Raw genomic sequence first — 15,886 nt, 5'->3', positions numbered from 1 at the left:
GCCGGGTTTGCGAGCCCCGCAGTCGCGAACGGAGGAGGGCCGATGACGGGAACCGCGCAGGCCGGGCCGCGGGAGCTGCCGCAGCTCGGCCCGAACCGCAGGCTCAAGCTGCCGAAGCAGGCCGAGCGCACGCTGGGCAACGGGCTGACCGTGATCGCCGTACGCCGGCCGGCGGTGCCCCTGGTCGAGCTGCGGCTCTGGATGCCCTTCGGCCGCAGCCACCTCGCCCGGGGCGCGATGCTCGCCCAGACCCTGCTCTCAGGCACCGAGGGCATGTCCAGCGTGCAGATCGCCGCCGAGCTGCAGAAGGTCGGCGGCGGGCTGTCCGCCGGGATCGACCCGGACCGGCTGATGCTCTCCGGCGCCGGCCTGGTCACCGGGCTGGACCGGATGCTGGAGATCCTCGCTGACGTGCTCACCGGCGCGACCTACCCGAACGAGGACGTGGCGACCGAGCGGGACCGGCTGGTCGACCGGATCCAGGTCGCGCAGAGCCAGCCCTCGCACCTGGCCCGCACCGCCCTGCTCAAGCGGGTCTACGGCAGGCACCCGTACGCGGTGCAGACCCCGGACCCGGAGGCGGTCCGCGCGGTCCGGCCGGGGGTGCTGCGCACTCTGCACGCCCAGCGGGTGCACCCCGCCGACGCGGTGCTGGTGCTGGTCGGCGACGTGCAGCCGGAGCGGGCGCTGGACGCCGCCGAGAAGGCCCTGTCGGGGTGGAACGGCGCCGGGCACACCGCCGACCTGCCGCCCGCCCCGCCGCTGGAGCCCGGGCCGCTGCTGCTGGTCGACCGGCCGGGGTCGGTGCAGTCCTCGCTGCGCATCGCGCTGCCGGCGGTGCCCCGCACCCATCCCGACCACGCCGCGCTGCAACTGGCCAACCTGGTCTTCGGCGGCTACTTCTCCTCCCGCTGGGTGGAGAACATCCGCGAGGACAAGGGCTACACCTACGGCCCCCACTCGCTCGTCGAGCACTCGGTGGCCGGGTCGGTGCTGGTCGCCGCCGCCGAGGTGGCCACCGAGGTCACCGGGCCGGCGCTGCTGGAGACGACGTACGAGCTGGGCCGGCTGGCCAGCCTCCCGCCCCGGGAGGACGAGCTGGAACAGGCCCGCCAGTACGCGCTCGGCACCCTCCAGCTCGGCATGTCCACCCAGGCCGGGTTGGCCTCGCTGACCAGTGCGTACGCCGGCAACGGGCTGCGGCTGGAGTTCCTGGCCGAGCACGCCGCCCGGCTGGCGAAGGCCACCGTGGCCGACGTGGCCGAGGCGGCGGCCCGCTACCTCGCCCCGGCCCGTGCGGTGACCGTGGTGCTCGGCGACGCCGAGCGGATCGCACCGCAGCTCGCCGCGCTCACCCCGGTCGTCACCGAGCCGGCGCGGCCGTGAGCGGGGAGCCCACGCCGCCACTGGCCCGCTCCACCCTGGACCGGGCGGCGCACCGGCGCACGGACCCGGGGTGGCTGGCGCAGGCGTGGGCCAGGGCGCGGGTGCTGGTGCTCGACTCCGGTGACGAGGGCCGGGCGCTCGTGCGCACCGACACGTCGCCGCCGGCGTTGGTGCTGCTGGACTCGGCCGACCTGCCGCCGGCGGCGTCCCCGATGTTCCTCGGCGTCGAGCCCGACGGCGTGCCGGTCTTCGCCGTGGACGCCCCGCTGCCGGCGGTGCCCGGGGCCCGGCCGGCGCACCTGCGCGAGGTCGGTCACCTGCTGGTCGACCGGGACGCCGGGCTGTTCACCACCGCGCTGGCGCTGGTCAACTGGCACCTGCGGCACCGTTTCTCGTCGGCCACCGGGCATCCGACGGAGGTGGACGAGGCCGGCTGGTCCCGCGTCGACCGGGCCGGGGAGCGGATCTGGCCGCGTACCGACCCGGCGATGATCGTGCTGGTGCACGACGGCGTGCCGGGAACGGGCGGGCGCTGCCTGCTCGGCAACAACGCCACCTGGCCGCAGACCCCCGGCGAGCGCCGCTTCTCCTGCCTCGCGGGCTACGTCGAGCCGGGGGAGTCGGCCGAGGCCGCCGTGCTGCGCGAGGTCCGCGAGGAGGTCGGCGTCCCGGTCGAGGACATCGCGTACGCGGGCAGCCAGGCGTGGCCGTTCCCCGGCTCGCTGATGCTGGGCTTCCTCGCCACGGCCGACCCGGAGCACCCGGTGCGGCTCGACCCGGCGGAGATCGCGTACGCCCGGTGGTTCACCCGCGCCGAGATCGGGGCGGCCCTGGCGGGGCGACCGGTGGAGGTGGGCGACGCCCGGCTGGTCCTGCCGCCGCGGTCGTCCATCGCACTGTTCCTGATCCACCGCTGGCTCGACGGTCACTGCTGAACCGGCACCTGCGAGGCCGGGCCGGTGACCGCGTGGACGTGTGGTCCCGACCCGTGGCCGCCGTTGCCGCGACGGTCACGGGCCGGGAACACGGCCCGTCGTGGTCGGCTGGGCAAGGAAAGCGGCGGGGGAGCCGGTCGGCCACGACGGACGTCTCGGGCCGGGTCAGCTGCCCCGGTCGCCACGTGCGGCGCGCCAGCCGAGGGCCGGCTCGTCGAGCGGGAGCACCTTGACCCGCTGTTTCCCGGAGCGGACCGCGCCCACCGTGGACAGGGCCCGGGCCAGCAGCAGCGCGGCGTCCCGGTCCTCGGCGTGCACGATCTGTCGGCGCGGTTCGGGCGTGGTGGTCTCGTCCCGCAGGCGGCCACCGCACGCCCAGGTGGCGGCGATGTCCACGTCGGCGGCGGCGCGGATGTCGGTGCGAACGATCAGGAAACGCATGTGGGTCTCCGGATGAACCGCGACGGTGGGGGAACGGGTGGAAGTTCCACGTCACACTCTGTCGCCATGCTACGCCGCGCACACATCTCAGCAAGTGAAACCCGACGATCGGTGCGGAGCCTCGTCCGATCAGCGGATGCCTGGTCAACGCGGACGCCGGCCGGAGACGCGGCGGGGCCGCCGGCGCCCGTGCCGGCGGCCCCGCGACGGTAGACGGATCAGTTCAGATCGAACTGTCCGTTCTTGGCGCCGGCGATGAAGCCCAGCCAGCCCGCCCGGTTGAACAGCAGCACCGGGCCGCCCTGGTCCTTGCTGTCCCGCAGGGCCACCGCGGCCGGCCCTGTCCCCAGTGGCGCGACCTCGACGCAGTTCGAGGTCTGGCTGCGCGTGCTCTTGCGCCACGGGGCGTCGGCGAGCCGCGCGCGGACGGACGGCGTGTTGCGGATCTGGTTCATGGTCTCACTCCTGAGGTGAACTGCACCGATGGAACGAGTGGCGTCGCACGACCCGACGGTGGTCCCCCGTGATCACCGTTCCGTCAGGCGCCCTGAGTGCCGGCGGCGTTGGGTCGGCGCCGTTGCCGACCCGTACGCCACCGTGGACGCGGTCGCCGTGCCGGGCAGCCGTCCCGTCGCCTCGAGCAGCCAGGAGAGGGTGTCCGATGCGGAGAGCGCCGCCGTGCATAACCACTCGAACACCACTTTATAGCGATTTAGCGCGTTTACCTCGGTCGACATGACGTCAGTGAACCCCCCTTCGATGGCCAGCGTCTCCGGATCGAGGGGGTCCACGAACCGGTAGACGGAGAACGCCGTCGGCGGGAGGTACCAGTTGCCGATCTGGGTGTCGCGGGGCAGCACGTGCAGCGTGATGTTCGGCAGCATCGCCAGCTCGCAGAGCTGCCCCAACTGCTCGCGCAGCACCTCGCGCGGCGCGGTCCGGACGCCGAGCGCCGCCTCCTCCAGCACCGCCGTGTAGCGGGGCGCGTCGGGCGTGCGGGTCAGCAGCGACTGGCGGGCCAGCCGGGCCCGCACCTCGGTGTCGATGTCCTCCCCGCCCTCCGGGTCGCCCGCCTCCTCGTCGACCTGGCGGGCCGAGGCGATCCGCACCGACGCGTAGCCCGGCGTCTGGAGCAGGCCCGGGACCAGGACCGGGTTGTACTCGGAGATCTCCGCGCAGCCCGCCTCCAGCTCGGCGAAGCTGCGCTGCTGCTGGGTCATCACCGGGTAGTTCTTCAGCCAACCGCGTATGTCGCCGGCCTCCTGGGTGATGCCGAGGAGCTCCTCGCGCAGCGCTCGCTCGGTGCCGTAGAGGTCGAGCAGGACGCTGACGTCGTCGGGATCCGGACGGCTGCGGCCGTTCTCCAGGCGGGACAACTTGGACGCGGAGGCCCAGCCGATCCGCTCGATGACCTGGTCCCCGGTGAGACCGCTGGCCTCGCGCAACCGGCGCAGTTCGGTGCCCAACCTGCGACGGCGCAGGATCGGGCTGGGTGAGGCAGGAGGCACGACGTCCTCTTTTCCGTGGACCGCCGCAGACGCGTCGGTAACTGTGTGAAATTAGCCCCCCACGGTCAGTATGGACGGCGCAACCCCCGCCGGAGGTCCCGGCGGGGGCGTGTCTCGCAGAAAAGAGGACCGTGGAAGGGCGTGGCGGCCGGTACGACGCCGTCCCGACCCGACCGCGCGACTCCCGATCGCGCCGAGGCGCGCACCACCCCGCCGGAGGGACCCATGCGCACCGTCCTGCGCCGCCCGGATTTCCGTCTGCTCTTCGGTGGCCTGCTCGCCAGCATGGCCGCCGAGTCGATCCTGCTGCTCGCCCTCGCCATCTGGGTGAAGGACCTGACCGGGTCGGACGGGCTGGCCGGAGCCACCATCTTCGCGGTCATCGCGCCGATGACACTGGCCCCGCTGGTCGGGTGGTTCGTCGACCGCTACCCGCGCCGCCCGTTCTTCGTGGCGGCGAACCTGGTGACGGCGGTGCTGCTCACCCCGCTGTTCGCCGTCCGCGACCGCGCCGACGTGTGGATCATCTACGCGGTGGCGGCCCTGTACGGCCTGTCGTACATCACGCTCAGCGCCGCGCTCAGCGGCCTGATCCGGCAGCTCGTGCCGCTGGACCTGCTGGCCGAGGCCAACGGCGTGCTCCAGACCGTACGCCAGGGGCTGCGGCTGATCGGCCCGCTGGCCGGCGCCGGCCTCTACGCCGCCGTCGGCGGGTGGATGCTGGCCGCGATCGGGATGGTCGGGTTCCTGTCCGCGGCAGCCGTGGTCGGGGCGCTGCGGACGACGGAGTCACCGCCCGCCGGGTCCGGGTCGCGCTGGCTCGCGGAGGTGGGCGCCGGGCTGCGGCACCTGGCCCGGGAGCCGGCGCTGCGCCGGGCGCTGTTCGGCTACGGGCTGGGCTCGCTGGCGATGGGTTTCAGCGAGTCGCTGATCTTCGCGTACGTCGACCGGGGGCTCGGCCGGGACGCCGCGTTCGTCGGCGTGCTGGTCACCGTGCAGGGGATCGGCGGGCTGGTCGGCGGGCTGCTCTCCCCGGCGGTGGTGCGCCGGGCGGGCGAGGTGGGCACGCTCGCCGCCGGGGTGGCGTTCTTCGGGCCGGCGTCGCTGGCGCTGACGTACCCGAACCTCTGGCTCGGCTTCGTCGCGGTGCTGCTGGCCGGGGTGTCGTTGCCGCTGACCATGGTCGGCCTGCACACGCTCATCCAGCGACGTACCCCGCCCGGGCTGCTCGGCCGGGTCGCCGCGGCCTCGGAGGCCGTGGTGAGCGGCCCGCAGGCGTTCTCCATCGGCGCCGGGGCGCTGCTCGTCGGGGCGCTCGACTACCGCCTGCTCTTCGCCCTGATCGGCCTGGCCACCCTGCTCGCCGGCGGCTACCTCTGGCACGGCCGCACCCTCAGCCCCCCGCCGGTGGCCCGGATCCCCGCCCCGCGACGCCCGGCCGCCCGGCCCGGCCCCGCCGACGGGCTCGCCCCGGCCGACCGGCTCGTCCCCGCAGGGCAGGAGGTCGTCGGCACGAGCCGCCCGCGTCGGGGGCGGTGACGGCTCCCGGCGGGTCGGCCCCGCACCCGTCCGCCCGGGCCGCCGTACGCGACGAGCGGCCGGCCCGTCCGGGCCGGCCGCTCGTCGGCGGGTGCTGCGTCAGGTCAGGCGGGCAGGCCGGCCAGGTGCTGCTTGACCTGCGTGATCGAGGGGTTGGTCAGGGCGTTGCCGTCGGCGAAGCGCAGCGTCGGGACGGTCTGGTTGCCGCCGTTCACGCTCATCACGAACTCCGCGGCCTTCGGGTCCTGCTCGATGTCGACCACCTCGTACCCGATGCCCTCCCGGTCGAGCTGCGACTTCAGCCGGTGGCAGTAGCCGCACCAGGGGGTGGAATACAGCGTCAGCATGGTCAGATCCTCCAACGGTCCGCCCGGCGGCTTGCCGATCAAGCCCAGGCTAACCGCTGCAACGCCCGGCGGAGCTGAGACAATTCCTCGCTGTGGTGGTTCACTCAGCGTCCGAACGCGTGCTCGCCGGTCTGGATCCGGAGCAGCGGTCGGCGGTGACCGCCCCCGCCGGCCCCGTCTGCATCCTGGCCGGCGCCGGCACCGGCAAGACCCGGGCCGTCACCTCCCGGATCGCCCACCGGGCGTTGTCCGGGGAGATCTCGGCCCGGCACGTGCTGGCGGTGACCTTCACCGCCCGGGCCGCCGCCGAGATGCGGAGCCGGCTCGCCGTGCTCGGCGTGCCGGGGGTGCAGGCGCGGACCTTCCACGCGGCGGCGCTGCGCCAGGTGCGCTACTTCGCGCCCCGGCTGCTGGAGGGGCGGGCCATGCCCGAACTGCTGGACAGCAAGGTCCGGCTGGTCACCCTCGCCGCGACCAAGGCCGGCCTGCGCGCCGACCGGGCGGCGGCCCGGGACCTGGCCGGTGAGATCGAGTGGGCCAAGTCGTCGCTGGTGGAGCCGGCGGAGTACGTCGTCGCGGCGGCCAAGGCGCTGCGGGACACCCCGCACGAGCCGGCGAAGGTCGCCGACGTCTTCGCCGCGTACGAGCGCCTCAAGCGGTCCAACGGCGTGATCGACTTCGAGGACATGCTGCGTGCCGCGGTCTGGGGGATCGAGGAGCATCGAGACGTCGCCGAGCAGGTCCGCGCCCAGTACCGGCACTTCGTGGTCGACGAGTACCAGGACGTCAACCCGCTCCAGCAGCGGCTGCTGGAGGCGTGGCTGGGCGGCCGGGACGACCTGACCGTGGTCGGCGACGCCAGCCAGACGATCTACTCGTTCACCGGGGCCACGTCGTCCTACCTGGTCGACTTCCCGCGCCGGTACCGCGGGGCGACGGTGGTCCGGCTGGTCCGCGACTACCGTTCCACCCCGCAGGTCGTCGGGCTGGCCAACGCGGTGATCTCGCAGGCGCGGGGCGCCGAGGCGCGGCTGCGGCTGGAACTGGTCGGCCAGCGCCCGCCCGGCCCCGAACCGGAACTGCGGATCTTCACCGACGAGCCGGCCGAGGCCAACGCGGTCGCCGCCCGCTGCCGCGCGCTGGTCGACGCCGGCACCCCGGCCAAGGAGATCGCCGTGCTGTTCCGGACCAACGCGCAGTCCGAGGCGTACGAGAAGGCGCTGACCGAGGCGCGGGTGCCGTACGTGGTGCAGGGGGCGGAGCGGTTCTTCGAGCGGGCCGAGGTCCGGCAGGCGATGGTCGCGCTGCGGGCCGCCACCCGAGCGATCCCGGGGGAGACCCCGCTGCCGGCCGCCGTGGTCGAGGCGCTCGCGGCGGTCGGCTGGGCCCCCGACGCCGCCCCGGCCGGCGGCGCCGCCCGCGAGCGGTGGGAGGCGCTCGCCGCGCTGGTCCAGCTCGCCGAGGAGTACGCGGCCACCCCGGAGGTGCTGCCGATCGGGCCGGCCGCCTCCGTCGAGCGCCCGGTCACCCTGGCCGACTTCAACGACGAGCTGGCCCGGCGGGCCGCCGCCCAGCACGTGCCGACCGTCGACGGGGTGACCCTGGCCTCGCTGCACTCGGCGAAGGGGCTGGAGTGGGACGCGGTCTTCCTGGTCGGCCTCTCCGAGGGCACCCTGCCCACCACGTACGCCAAGACCGTCGAGCAGGTCGAGGAGGAGCGCCGGCTGCTCTACGTCGGCATCACCCGGGCGCGGGAGTGGCTGTGGCTGTCGTACGCCTCGGCCCGCTCGCCGGGCGGGCGGGCCCGGCGGCCGTCGCGGTTCCTGCCGCAGCTGGACCGCTCGGGCGGCACGGAGCGGGCCGGCGCCGGCCCGGGGCGGCGGCCGGAGCGGCGACGGAGCCAGATCGTGTCCTGCCGGATCTGCGGCGCCACCCTGCTCGCCGGGCCGGACCGCAAGCTCGGCCGCTGCCCCACCTGCCCCTCCGACATCGACGACGAGCTGCACGAACGGCTGCGCGAGTGGCGCCGGCGGGTGGCCGGCGGGCAGCGGGTTCCGGCCTATGTGGTCTTCACCGACGCCACGCTGGTCGCGCTGGCCGAGCGGCGTCCCGCCCGGGCGGAGGAATTGATCGCGATCGCCGGCATCGGACCACGCAAGCTCGGCCTCTACGGGGAGGCGGTGCTGGCGCTGGTGGCGGGCGCGGCGGTCGACGACGTCTGCCCGGAGAAAACTTTCGAAATCTCGTCGTAAATTCGTTTGCCCTCGCCCCCGGGCGAGGAATAGCCTCATGGCACACCTCGCGAGCGGCGCCATTCGGGCTGCTCACGAGGGGTCGAGACCGTGTCGGCACGAGAGAACGTCAGGGAGGTGGCACCAATGGAGATCTTCTACATCAACGAGCGTCCGGCGGCGCTGCCCGCTGCCGTCGTTCCGCTGTCGGCTGTCCGGGTGGCCCTCGCCGCTACGCGACCGTCGGTTCCGCAGGTGCACCAGGTCGAGGCTCAGGCCGAGCTGATCCTCGCTCCCGCGCCGACCGGAATCCAGGGGACCAGTGGCTTCACGGGCAAGGGCGTCGATGTCGCCAACAAGCGCATGGACGTCCGCGGAGTTCCACCTCGAGGTAGACCAGTCTGATTCATCAGACCACCGGCTCACCTCGAGGCCGCGGAACCCGCTACCGGGATCCGCGGCCTCAGTTTTTTTTGCCCGCCAAGTACGTCGGAAGTGCGATCCACGAGATCGAAAACGAGAGAGAGGTGACCGGGCGATGAGTCTGGCGTTGGCCCCGCTCGACGTGAGCGTCGAGTTGGAGGCGAACCTGCCCTGCCGGAAGTTCGACCCCGACCTGTGGTTCTCCGACTCGCCCGCCGAGCTCGAGCTGGCCAAGTCGCTCTGCGGGGACTGCCCGCTGCGCGTCGAGTGCCTGGCCGGCGCGGTGGAGCGGGCCGAGCCCTGGGGCGTCTGGGGCGGCGAGATCTTCGAGCGTGGCGCGGTCGTCCCGCGCAAGCGGCCCCGTGGTCGCCCGCGCAAGGAGGACCTCGCCCGCGACGCGGCGCTCCGGGTCGAGGCCGAGGCGCGGCTGGCGGCCAGTGGGCTGTCCGAGTCGCGCAACGCGGTCCGGCTGGCGGCCTGACATGAACCCGATCCGTCCCACCCACGCCGGTCTCGCACCGGCGACGAGAGAGCTGACCACCATGCTGAACGTTCTTAACGGAGTCGCCGAAATGCAACTACTTCACGAAGCGTTGTCCCGGGCTCGAATGCGCCGGCCTCAGGCCGGTCGTACCACCACGAGCACTGAGGCAGCCCGTTCCGCCCGTACCGTCGCCATGAGCAGCCGCAACCGATCGGCTCGTGACCTGGGCGTTCTCTAGATCCACACTGATGCCCGAGGGGCGGTGGCCGGTTCGGCCACCGCCCCTCGGCGCGTTCCGCGCGTCGTCCTCCGGCGCGTGCCGGGCGTTGTCGCGGCGCGGCGACCGGTCAGGGGACCGGGGCGAAGCCCGGCAGCCAGCGCTCCAGGATGCCCCGGTAGGGCGCCTTCGCCTCCAACTGGCAGAGCACGCCGATCGACCCGAGCGTCACCCGGTGGATGAGCAGGTACGACGGCGGCAGGTTGAGCTGCCGGCTCAGTTGGTACGCGGGGGAGCGGGGGCTGGCCAGCCGGGTCGCCTCGGCACGCAGCCAGGCCCGGCTGAACCGGAATTCCTCGGCGGCGATGGGCTCCAGCATCGGGCGGAGGAAGTCGAGCACCGCCTGGGCGTCGATCTCCTCGGTGGAGGCGATGAAGCCCTCGGACCGCAGGCCCGCCACCACCTCGTCGGCGTTGCCCCGCAGGGCCAACGCGGCGATCCGGCCGATCGGCTCGGGAGTGCCCTCCGGCATCCGGGCCACCGCGCCGAAGTCGATCACGCCGAGCCGGCCGTCGGGCAGCAGCCGGAAGTTGCCCGGGTGCGGGTCGGCGTGCAGCAGCCCGGCCCGCTGCGGCGCGGACAGGTGCAGGATGGCCATCAGCCGGCCGGCCTCGTCGCGCTGCTCCTCGGTGCCCTCGCGGATGATGTCCGCCAGCGGGGTGCCCTCGACCCACTCGGTGACCAGGACCCGGGGCGACGCGGAGACCACCGCCGGGATGTAGATCTCCGGGTCGTCGGCGTACGCGGCGGCGAAGGCGCGCTGCGACTCGGCCTCCAGCTCGTAGTCGAGTTCCTCGGTGATCCGTTCCCGCAGCTCGACCAGGAGCGGCTTGACGTCCAGCCCGGGCTGGATCGCCCGGAACATCCCGCCCAGCCGGGAGAGCTGCTTGAGGTCGGTGAGCAGGGCGTCACCCGCGCCCGGGTACTGGATCTTCACGGCGACCTCGCGGCTGTGCGGCGCGCCCGACGGGCCGTAGCCCGGCTCCCGCCACACCGCCCGGTGCACCTGGCCGATGCTGGCCGCGGCGGCCGGCGCGTCGTCGAACTCCACGAACCGGTCCCGCCAGCCCGGACCGAGCTGCTCGGTGAGCACCTTGTGCACGCTGGCCGCCGGCAGCGGCGGCGCGGCCTCCTGGAGCTTGGTCAGCGCCTGCCGGTAGGGGGCGGCGATCTCCTCGGGCAGGGCGGCCTCGAAGACCGACAGCGCCTGGCCGAACTTCATGGCGCCGCCCTTGAGCTGCCCCAGCACGCTGAACAGCTGCTCGGCGGTGCGCTGCTGGATCTCGGCGGAGATCACGTCGGAGGCGAGCCCGGTGACGCGCTTACCCATGCCCAGGACGGTCCGACCGGCGAAGCCGAGCGGCAGAGCGGCGAGCTTGGCGGTCCGGGACACGGCCCGGCGCGGGATGTCGGTCACCCGGTCATTGTTACCGACTCAGGGGGCCTGCGGCTGCTCTGCCGCCGGGCTGGGTGGCTGGACCGCGCCCTTCGGGGCCGCCGACCGGGCCCGGGGCCCGCGGGACGGCCGTCGCCGCGTCCCCGTGCGGGTCACCGGCGTCTCCCCGTGCGGGTCACCGGCGTCTCCCCGTGCGGGTCACCGGCGTCCGCCAGGGCGGCCCACTCGCGGCGGTCACCGGCGTCCGCCGGAGCGGCCCGCCGGCGGCGGTCACCGGCGTCCCCGAGCGCAGACGCAGGAGGGGTGCGGGGGCCACACCCGGCGGCGGAACCGGCCGGGCCCGGCGACCTCCACCGCGCAGCCGAGCGTCTCCGGGGCGCTCCCGTCGAGCTGGGCGAGCGCCTCCGCCGCCGCGTACGCCCCGGCCGCGAGGAGCGTCGCGGTGGCGCACGCCTGCTCCGCGCCGCCGGCGAGCTGGGCGGCCAGCGCCGGCCAGTCCGGGTCGAGGTCCGTCCGGTGCAGGTCGAGACAGTTCAGGCAGGGGCCGGCGGGCGGGCGGACGAGCGGGCCGACAACGGGCACGCCCTCCCGGAGGGCGACCAGCAGGTGCGGCTGGCGGCGCCGGGCGTGCGCGGCGGCGAGCAGGGCGGCCGGGCGGTCTGCGCCGAGCAGGACGACCAGGTCGGCCCGACCGGGCCGGAGCGGACCCGTGCCCGTGCCCGGGGCGGCGCGCTCGACGGCGTCGCGTACCGCCGGGGCCAGCGGACAGCCGATCGCGGTGGCCGGGATCCCGGTGCCGACCAGGTCCGCCGGGCGGACCGGGCCGGTCAGGTCCGGGTGCACGTGCCCGACCCCGGCCTGGGCCAGGGCGAGGGCGACCGGGGCGCCGAGGCGGCCGGCCCCGCTGACCACGACCCGGGCGGCCAGCCGGCGGCGCAGCACCTGGGCGGGCGTGCCGGGCAGCCGGGCGGCGACCAGCGCCAGCGCTCCGGCCTCGGCGGCGAGCCGGGCCCGGGACGGGCCGGCCAGGTCCCTCGGCAGCAGCGTGTGCGCGGGTACGACCAGGCCCGCGGCCCGCAGCGCGTCGAGCAGGGTGCGGGCCGCGTCGGGCGCCACCTCGGCGGTGACGGCCTGCTCCAGCACCAGCCGTTCGCTGCGGGTGCCGTCGAGCAGGTCGAGCAGCCGGGCCGCCCGGGGATCGGCGATCTCCAGCAGGACGGCGCGGCCCGGCTCGACGCCGAGCTGGAGGGTGTGCCGGTCCCGCCAGAGGCGGGTGAGGCCGGGGAGCAGCGTGGGGCGGGGGAGCGGGGCTCGACGCATGACAACGAATCGTGACCGCGTCCGTGCTGTCCGTCGATCGTTGTCCACAGGTGCGCGGGTCCCTGTCCAGCACTGTCCACAGGACATCCCGGGATATCCACAACCGGCCGGTAACCATGTCGGTGAGCCGACAGTGGCGACGGCCGGGGCGTGGGGGCGTGCGACCGGCACCGGCCGGGGCTCGGGCCGGGCCGGTCGGGTGGTGGCCCGCGACCCGGACCGGGCGCGGGGACGCCGGAGGGGGCGGCCGGCGGCCACCCCCTCCGAAGCACCCGTACGGGTCAGACCTTCGCCTTGCCCAGGATGCGGTTCACTGTTGTGCCGCACACCGGACACTTGCCCTTGGCCATGTTCATCCCGGTCTTCGAGACCTCGACGCGTCCCTCGAAGTCCCGCTTCTCCTTGCACTTGACGCAGTAACCGTTGTAGGTCTGGGCCTGGTCGGCCACGGTGCCCTCCTCGTCTCGTCCGCCGGCCGATGCCGTCCCGGCGGGTTGCCCGGCGGCGGGCCACGCGGGCGCCGGCGCTGGGTCGTTCTGCCGCAGCCACCGTCGTGACCGCTGGTGCGCGGACCCTACCCAGGTCTGGGCGGTTCCATGTCAGCTGTGCTTCGCCACTGTGAGCAAGTCGACGTCGAGAGTGTGCATGGCGAATTACGTCTGATAAGTCAGTTTGGCGGGGACACGCCGACCGAACCCGGTCGAATGCCCCCTTGCGGGGCCCCCGAGCTGCGCCCCGCCGGGTGATCACCTACGGTGTGCTGCGTCGGCGCACGCCCGTCGCCGGTCGCCACGAAGGGTGACGGCGGCGTTTCCCGGCCACCCGTTCAAAGTTTTTTCGGGACTCTGCCGACCAATCATCATTTTCCGGGCGCGTGTCGTCGTGTTGACTCTTGCGGACCCCTGGTCAGTACGCATTAGCTTTCCTTCGTGGCAGGAATCCGAGGCTGCGCGGTCTGCTGATGGCAGGGGCGCGCAAGCCGGTCGTCGAGGTACGGCGCAGCCAGCGCCGGCGACGGACGGTGTCCGCGTACCGCGACGGTGAGCGGGTCGTCGTCCTCATTCCGGACCAGTTCTCGCGGGCCGAGGAGAGCGAGTGGGTCGACCGGATGCTCGCCCGGCTGGCCGCCCGGGAGGGGCGCCTCGCCCGGTCCGACGCCGAACTGCTCGCCCGGGCCACCCGACTGATCAAGCTCTATCTGGCCGAGCACGGCACGCAGGCGGTGCCGACGAGCGTCCGCTGGGTGACCAACCAGAACGGCCGCTGGGGGTCCTGCACCCCCGCCGACGGCACGATCCGCATCTCGCACCGGGTCCAGGACATGCCGGACTGGGTGATCGACTACGTGCTCCTGCACGAGCTCGCGCACCTCATCGTGCCCAGCCACAACGCCCGGTTCTGGGCACTCGTCGCGCGCTACCCGAAGACCGAGCGGGCGCGCGGCTATCTGGAGGGTGTCGCCGCGGTCGCCGGCGCCCCGCTGGCCGACTGACACCCGCCGCCCGCGCCGTCGCCGGCCTGTCGGCGCCGGGCCGACCTGCTCTGCCCGCGCCGTCGGCCGGCTCCCGCGCCTCCGCGTCCCGCGCCGTCGCTCGTCCCCGGGCGACGGGCTAGGGTCGCGGGGTGGCCCGACGTGTGGTGGTGGCGTTGCTCGGACCGGTGACCTGGTCGCCGCCCGGCATCGACCCGGTGGACTGGCGGGCCGCGCTCGCCGAGGACGTGGTCGACCTGTTCGCCACGCTCAACGAGGTCGAGACGGCGGTCGCCGTCACGCCCGAGGACCGCTGGCTGGCCGACGCGGTGGTCTGGCCGGACACGGCCGTCCACGAGGTGCCCGAGCCGACCCCGAACGCCGTCTTCGCCGCCCTCGCCGGCACCGGGTACGACCAGGTGGCGGTGGTCGCCGGGGACGCTCCCGACGTGCCGGGCCTGACGATCGGCAAGCTGCTCCGCCCGCTCACCACCCGACCGGTGGCGGTCGCGCCGGTCGAGGGCGACGGACCGGGGCTGCTCGGCGTGGCCGCGCGGCTGCCCGTGCCGACGTGGCTGCCGTCGCTGGACCTGGACACCGCGCGGCCCGCGGCCGTGCGCGCGGCGGCGCCGCGCCCCGGCGACCTAGCGGTCACCCCGGCGTGGCGTCGCCTGCGCGGACCGGCCGACCTGGCCTTCCTCGACCCGGCCGTGGAGGGCTGGGAGACCACCCGCGCCCTGCTCTCCGGCACCGGCCGGCGGCGCTGACCGTGCCGCCCGACCCGGGCAGGTCGGGCGGCACCCGTCGGTGGCCACGGGTCAGGGGCGGGCCTCGCCGCCCTCGGTGTCGTCCGGGCGCTGCTCCGGCTCGCCCGGGGCCTTCTCCTCCGGGCCGCCCGGCGCGCTGAAGTCGAAGCTCTCCAACTCGCTGAGGTCGAACTGGGCCATCGCGAAGGCCACCGGGTCGGCGAAGTCGGCGTCCGAGGGGAGCAGGTCGGGGTGGCCCCAGAGGGCGTCCCGGCCGGCGATGCCCCGGTGCTCGGTGAGCGCCGCCCAGAGCGCCGCCGCCTCGCGCAGCCGGCGCGGGCGCAGTTCCAGGCCGACGAGGGCCGCGAAGGTCTGCTCGGCCGGGCCACCGGCCGCCCGGCGACGGCGGAACGCCTCGCCCAGGCTGACCACGCTGGGCAGCCGGCCGCCGGCCGCGCTGTCCACCACGTGGCAGACCCAGCCCTCCACCAGGGCCAGGGCGGTCTCCAGCCGGGCCAGGGACGCCTTCTGTGCCGGGCTGTCCTCCGGGGTGAAGATGCCCTCCAGGGCGATCGCCTGCATCGACTCCGGGTCGGTCGGGTCGACCCGGCCCATCGCCTCCTCGATCGCCTCCCGGTTGACCCGGATGCCCGCGGCGTACATCTCCACGGCGCTGAGCACGTGCCCGCGCAGCCACGGCACGTGCTGGAAGAGCCGCTGGTGGGCGGCCTCGCGCAGGGCCACGTAGAGGCGGACCTCGTCCTCCGGCAGCTCCAGGCCCTCGCCGTACGCCCGGATGTTGGCCGGGATCAACGCGGCCGTGCCGGCCGGGCCGAGCGGCAGCCCGATGTCGCCGGCGGAGAGCACCTCCGCGGCGAGCGAGCCGAGCGCCTGGCCGAGTTGGCCGCCGAAGAGCGCGCCGCCGAGCGTGGCGACCATGGACTGCATCGGGCCGAGCTGGGCGCGCGCCTCCGGCGGCACCAGGTCGCCCATCGCGCCGACCATCCGGCTGGCCACCGGGTCGCAGAGCTTGCGCCAGACGTCGAGGGTCTTGAAGATCCACTCGTTGCGGTTCCAGGCCACCGAGGTCTGGATGCCCGAGGGCAGGGCGGACGCCGGCTCCAGCCAGAGGTCGGCGAGCCGCAGCGCCTCCTCCACCGCGTTGCGCTCGTAGGGCGAGACCGCCGGGTCACCGGCGGCGGCGAGCTGGCTGGCGGCCACCTGCCGGGCCAGGTCCCAGTTGACCGGCCCGCTGCCCGACGCGGAGAGCAGGTGCTGCAACTGCGACATGAACTGCTGCATCTGCGCGGGATCGTTGGGGTCTGGTGGTTGCCCACCCGGGAGCGCGAAACCGAACGGAATATCAGGCACGACGTCTACGG

16 protein-coding genes are annotated in these 15,886 nt (G+C 74.5%); 8 read left to right on the top strand and 8 right to left on the bottom strand.

Going from position 1 to position 15,886, the window contains the following annotated elements; genetic code table 11:
• The first annotated feature begins 42 nt into the window (after positions 1–42).
• Both ACGF5C_RS02635 and nudC read left to right on the top strand, forming a co-directional pair.
• Positions 43–1,386: a M16 family metallopeptidase gene (locus ACGF5C_RS02635; protein WP_393296066.1), complete on the top strand. Its 1,344-nt coding sequence runs from the start codon at positions 43–45 to the stop codon at positions 1,384–1,386.
• Complete coding sequence (gene nudC / locus ACGF5C_RS02630) at positions 1,383–2,321, top strand: NAD(+) diphosphatase (protein ID WP_393296064.1); 939 nt, start codon at positions 1,383–1,385, stop codon at positions 2,319–2,321. Before ACGF5C_RS02635 ends, nudC begins: the two co-directional genes overlap by 4 nt.
• Before the next feature lie 165 nt (positions 2,322–2,486).
• On the opposite strand, the gene ACGF5C_RS02625 is transcribed toward nudC, so the two are convergent.
• The 3 genes from ACGF5C_RS02625 to ACGF5C_RS02615 form a co-directional block, all read right to left on the bottom strand.
• Positions 2,487–2,762, bottom strand: a complete 276-nt coding sequence (locus ACGF5C_RS02625) for a hypothetical protein (protein ID WP_393296062.1) — start codon at positions 2,760–2,762, stop codon at positions 2,487–2,489.
• 218 nt (positions 2,763–2,980) lie between these two features.
• Positions 2,981–3,217 (bottom strand): DUF397 domain-containing protein, encoded by a 237-nt coding sequence (locus ACGF5C_RS02620; RefSeq protein WP_350703842.1) that lies wholly within the window; start codon positions 3,215–3,217, stop codon positions 2,981–2,983.
• Positions 3,218–3,289: 72 nt separating this feature from the next.
• Positions 3,290–4,270, bottom strand: coding sequence for a helix-turn-helix domain-containing protein (locus tag ACGF5C_RS02615; protein ID WP_393296060.1), 981 nt, complete (start codon positions 4,268–4,270; stop codon positions 3,290–3,292).
• A gap of 225 nt (positions 4,271–4,495) precedes the next feature.
• Between ACGF5C_RS02615 and ACGF5C_RS02610 the strand changes: the two genes are divergently transcribed.
• Entirely contained in the window at positions 4,496–5,809 is a 1,314-nt protein-coding gene (locus tag ACGF5C_RS02610) for an MFS transporter (protein ID WP_393296058.1), read from the top strand.
• Between the two features lie 104 nt (positions 5,810–5,913).
• Here the strand turns inward: ACGF5C_RS02610 and ACGF5C_RS02605 are convergent, their stop codons facing one another.
• Positions 5,914–6,156 (bottom strand): mycoredoxin, encoded by a 243-nt coding sequence (locus ACGF5C_RS02605; protein WP_393296056.1) that lies wholly within the window; start codon positions 6,154–6,156, stop codon positions 5,914–5,916.
• A 92-nt stretch (positions 6,157–6,248) separates the two neighbouring features.
• On the opposite strand from ACGF5C_RS02605, the gene ACGF5C_RS02600 reads away from it, so the two are divergent.
• The 3 genes from ACGF5C_RS02600 to ACGF5C_RS02590 all read left to right on the top strand — a co-directional run bounded on the left by ACGF5C_RS02600 (position 6,249) and on the right by ACGF5C_RS02590 (position 9,291).
• Positions 6,249–8,408: an ATP-dependent DNA helicase UvrD2 gene (locus ACGF5C_RS02600; protein ID WP_393296054.1), complete on the top strand. Its 2,160-nt coding sequence runs from the start codon at positions 6,249–6,251 to the stop codon at positions 8,406–8,408.
• 126 nt (positions 8,409–8,534) lie between these two features.
• Positions 8,535–8,792, top strand: a complete 258-nt coding sequence (locus ACGF5C_RS02595; RefSeq protein WP_357462420.1) for a hypothetical protein — start codon at positions 8,535–8,537, stop codon at positions 8,790–8,792.
• Positions 8,793–8,925: 133 nt separating this feature from the next.
• On the top strand, positions 8,926–9,291 hold the full coding sequence (locus ACGF5C_RS02590; protein ID WP_393296052.1) for a WhiB family transcriptional regulator: 366 nt from the start codon (positions 8,926–8,928) through the stop codon (positions 9,289–9,291).
• Positions 9,292–9,641: 350 nt separating this feature from the next.
• Here the strand turns inward: ACGF5C_RS02590 and ACGF5C_RS02585 are convergent, their stop codons facing one another.
• From ACGF5C_RS02585 to ACGF5C_RS02575, 3 genes are all read right to left on the bottom strand, one after another.
• Positions 9,642–10,988 carry an ABC1 kinase family protein gene (locus ACGF5C_RS02585; RefSeq protein WP_393296050.1) on the bottom strand — a complete coding sequence of 449 codons (1,347 nt, stop codon included), beginning with the start codon at positions 10,986–10,988 and terminating at the stop codon, positions 9,642–9,644.
• Positions 10,989–11,237: 249 nt separating this feature from the next.
• Complete coding sequence (locus tag ACGF5C_RS02580) at positions 11,238–12,287, bottom strand: hypothetical protein (RefSeq protein ID WP_393296048.1); 1,050 nt, start codon at positions 12,285–12,287, stop codon at positions 11,238–11,240.
• Positions 12,288–12,568: 281 nt separating this feature from the next.
• Positions 12,569–12,736: a DUF5679 domain-containing protein gene (locus ACGF5C_RS02575; RefSeq protein WP_012014940.1), complete on the bottom strand. Its 168-nt coding sequence runs from the start codon at positions 12,734–12,736 to the stop codon at positions 12,569–12,571.
• A gap of 512 nt (positions 12,737–13,248) precedes the next feature.
• Between ACGF5C_RS02575 and ACGF5C_RS02570 the strand changes: the two genes are divergently transcribed.
• Positions 13,249–13,779: a M48 family metallopeptidase gene (locus ACGF5C_RS02570; protein ID WP_393296046.1), complete on the top strand. Its 531-nt coding sequence runs from the start codon at positions 13,249–13,251 to the stop codon at positions 13,777–13,779.
• Between the two features lie 131 nt (positions 13,780–13,910).
• Positions 13,911–14,525: a hypothetical protein gene (locus ACGF5C_RS02565; RefSeq protein ID WP_393296044.1), complete on the top strand. Its 615-nt coding sequence runs from the start codon at positions 13,911–13,913 to the stop codon at positions 14,523–14,525.
• A gap of 51 nt (positions 14,526–14,576) precedes the next feature.
• Here the strand turns inward: ACGF5C_RS02565 and ACGF5C_RS02560 are convergent, their stop codons facing one another.
• Positions 14,577–15,875, bottom strand: a complete 1,299-nt coding sequence (locus ACGF5C_RS02560) for a zinc-dependent metalloprotease (protein ID WP_393296042.1) — start codon at positions 15,873–15,875, stop codon at positions 14,577–14,579.
• Between the last annotated feature and the right edge of the window lie 11 nt (positions 15,876–15,886).

Source organism: Micromonospora sp. NPDC047620 (assembly GCF_043205005.1).
In the GTDB taxonomy this organism is placed as follows: Bacteria; Actinomycetota; Actinomycetes; order Mycobacteriales; family Micromonosporaceae; genus Micromonospora.
The sequence above is the reverse complement of the archived record's forward strand: the minus strand, read 5'-3'. Positions and strand labels throughout refer to the sequence as shown.

Coding starts and splice junctions, on each gene's coding strand:
- ACGF5C_RS02635 (WP_393296066.1), top strand. CDS start 43: ATGACGGGAACCGCGCAGGCCGGGCCGCGGGAGCTGCCGCAGCTCGGC.
- ACGF5C_RS02625 (WP_393296062.1), bottom strand. CDS start 2,762: ATGCGTTTCCTGATCGTTCGCACCGACATCCGCGCCGCCGCCGACGTG.
- ACGF5C_RS02620 (WP_350703842.1), bottom strand. CDS start 3,217: ATGAACCAGATCCGCAACACGCCGTCCGTCCGCGCGCGGCTCGCCGAC.
- ACGF5C_RS02610 (WP_393296058.1), top strand. CDS start 4,496: ATGCGCACCGTCCTGCGCCGCCCGGATTTCCGTCTGCTCTTCGGTGGC.
- ACGF5C_RS02605 (WP_393296056.1), bottom strand. CDS start 6,156: ATGCTGACGCTGTATTCCACCCCCTGGTGCGGCTACTGCCACCGGCTG.
- ACGF5C_RS02595 (WP_357462420.1), top strand. CDS start 8,535: ATGGAGATCTTCTACATCAACGAGCGTCCGGCGGCGCTGCCCGCTGCC.
- ACGF5C_RS02590 (WP_393296052.1), top strand. CDS start 8,926: ATGAGTCTGGCGTTGGCCCCGCTCGACGTGAGCGTCGAGTTGGAGGCG.
- ACGF5C_RS02580 (WP_393296048.1), bottom strand. CDS start 12,287: ATGCGTCGAGCCCCGCTCCCCCGCCCCACGCTGCTCCCCGGCCTCACC.
- ACGF5C_RS02570 (WP_393296046.1), top strand. CDS start 13,249: ATGGCAGGGGCGCGCAAGCCGGTCGTCGAGGTACGGCGCAGCCAGCGC.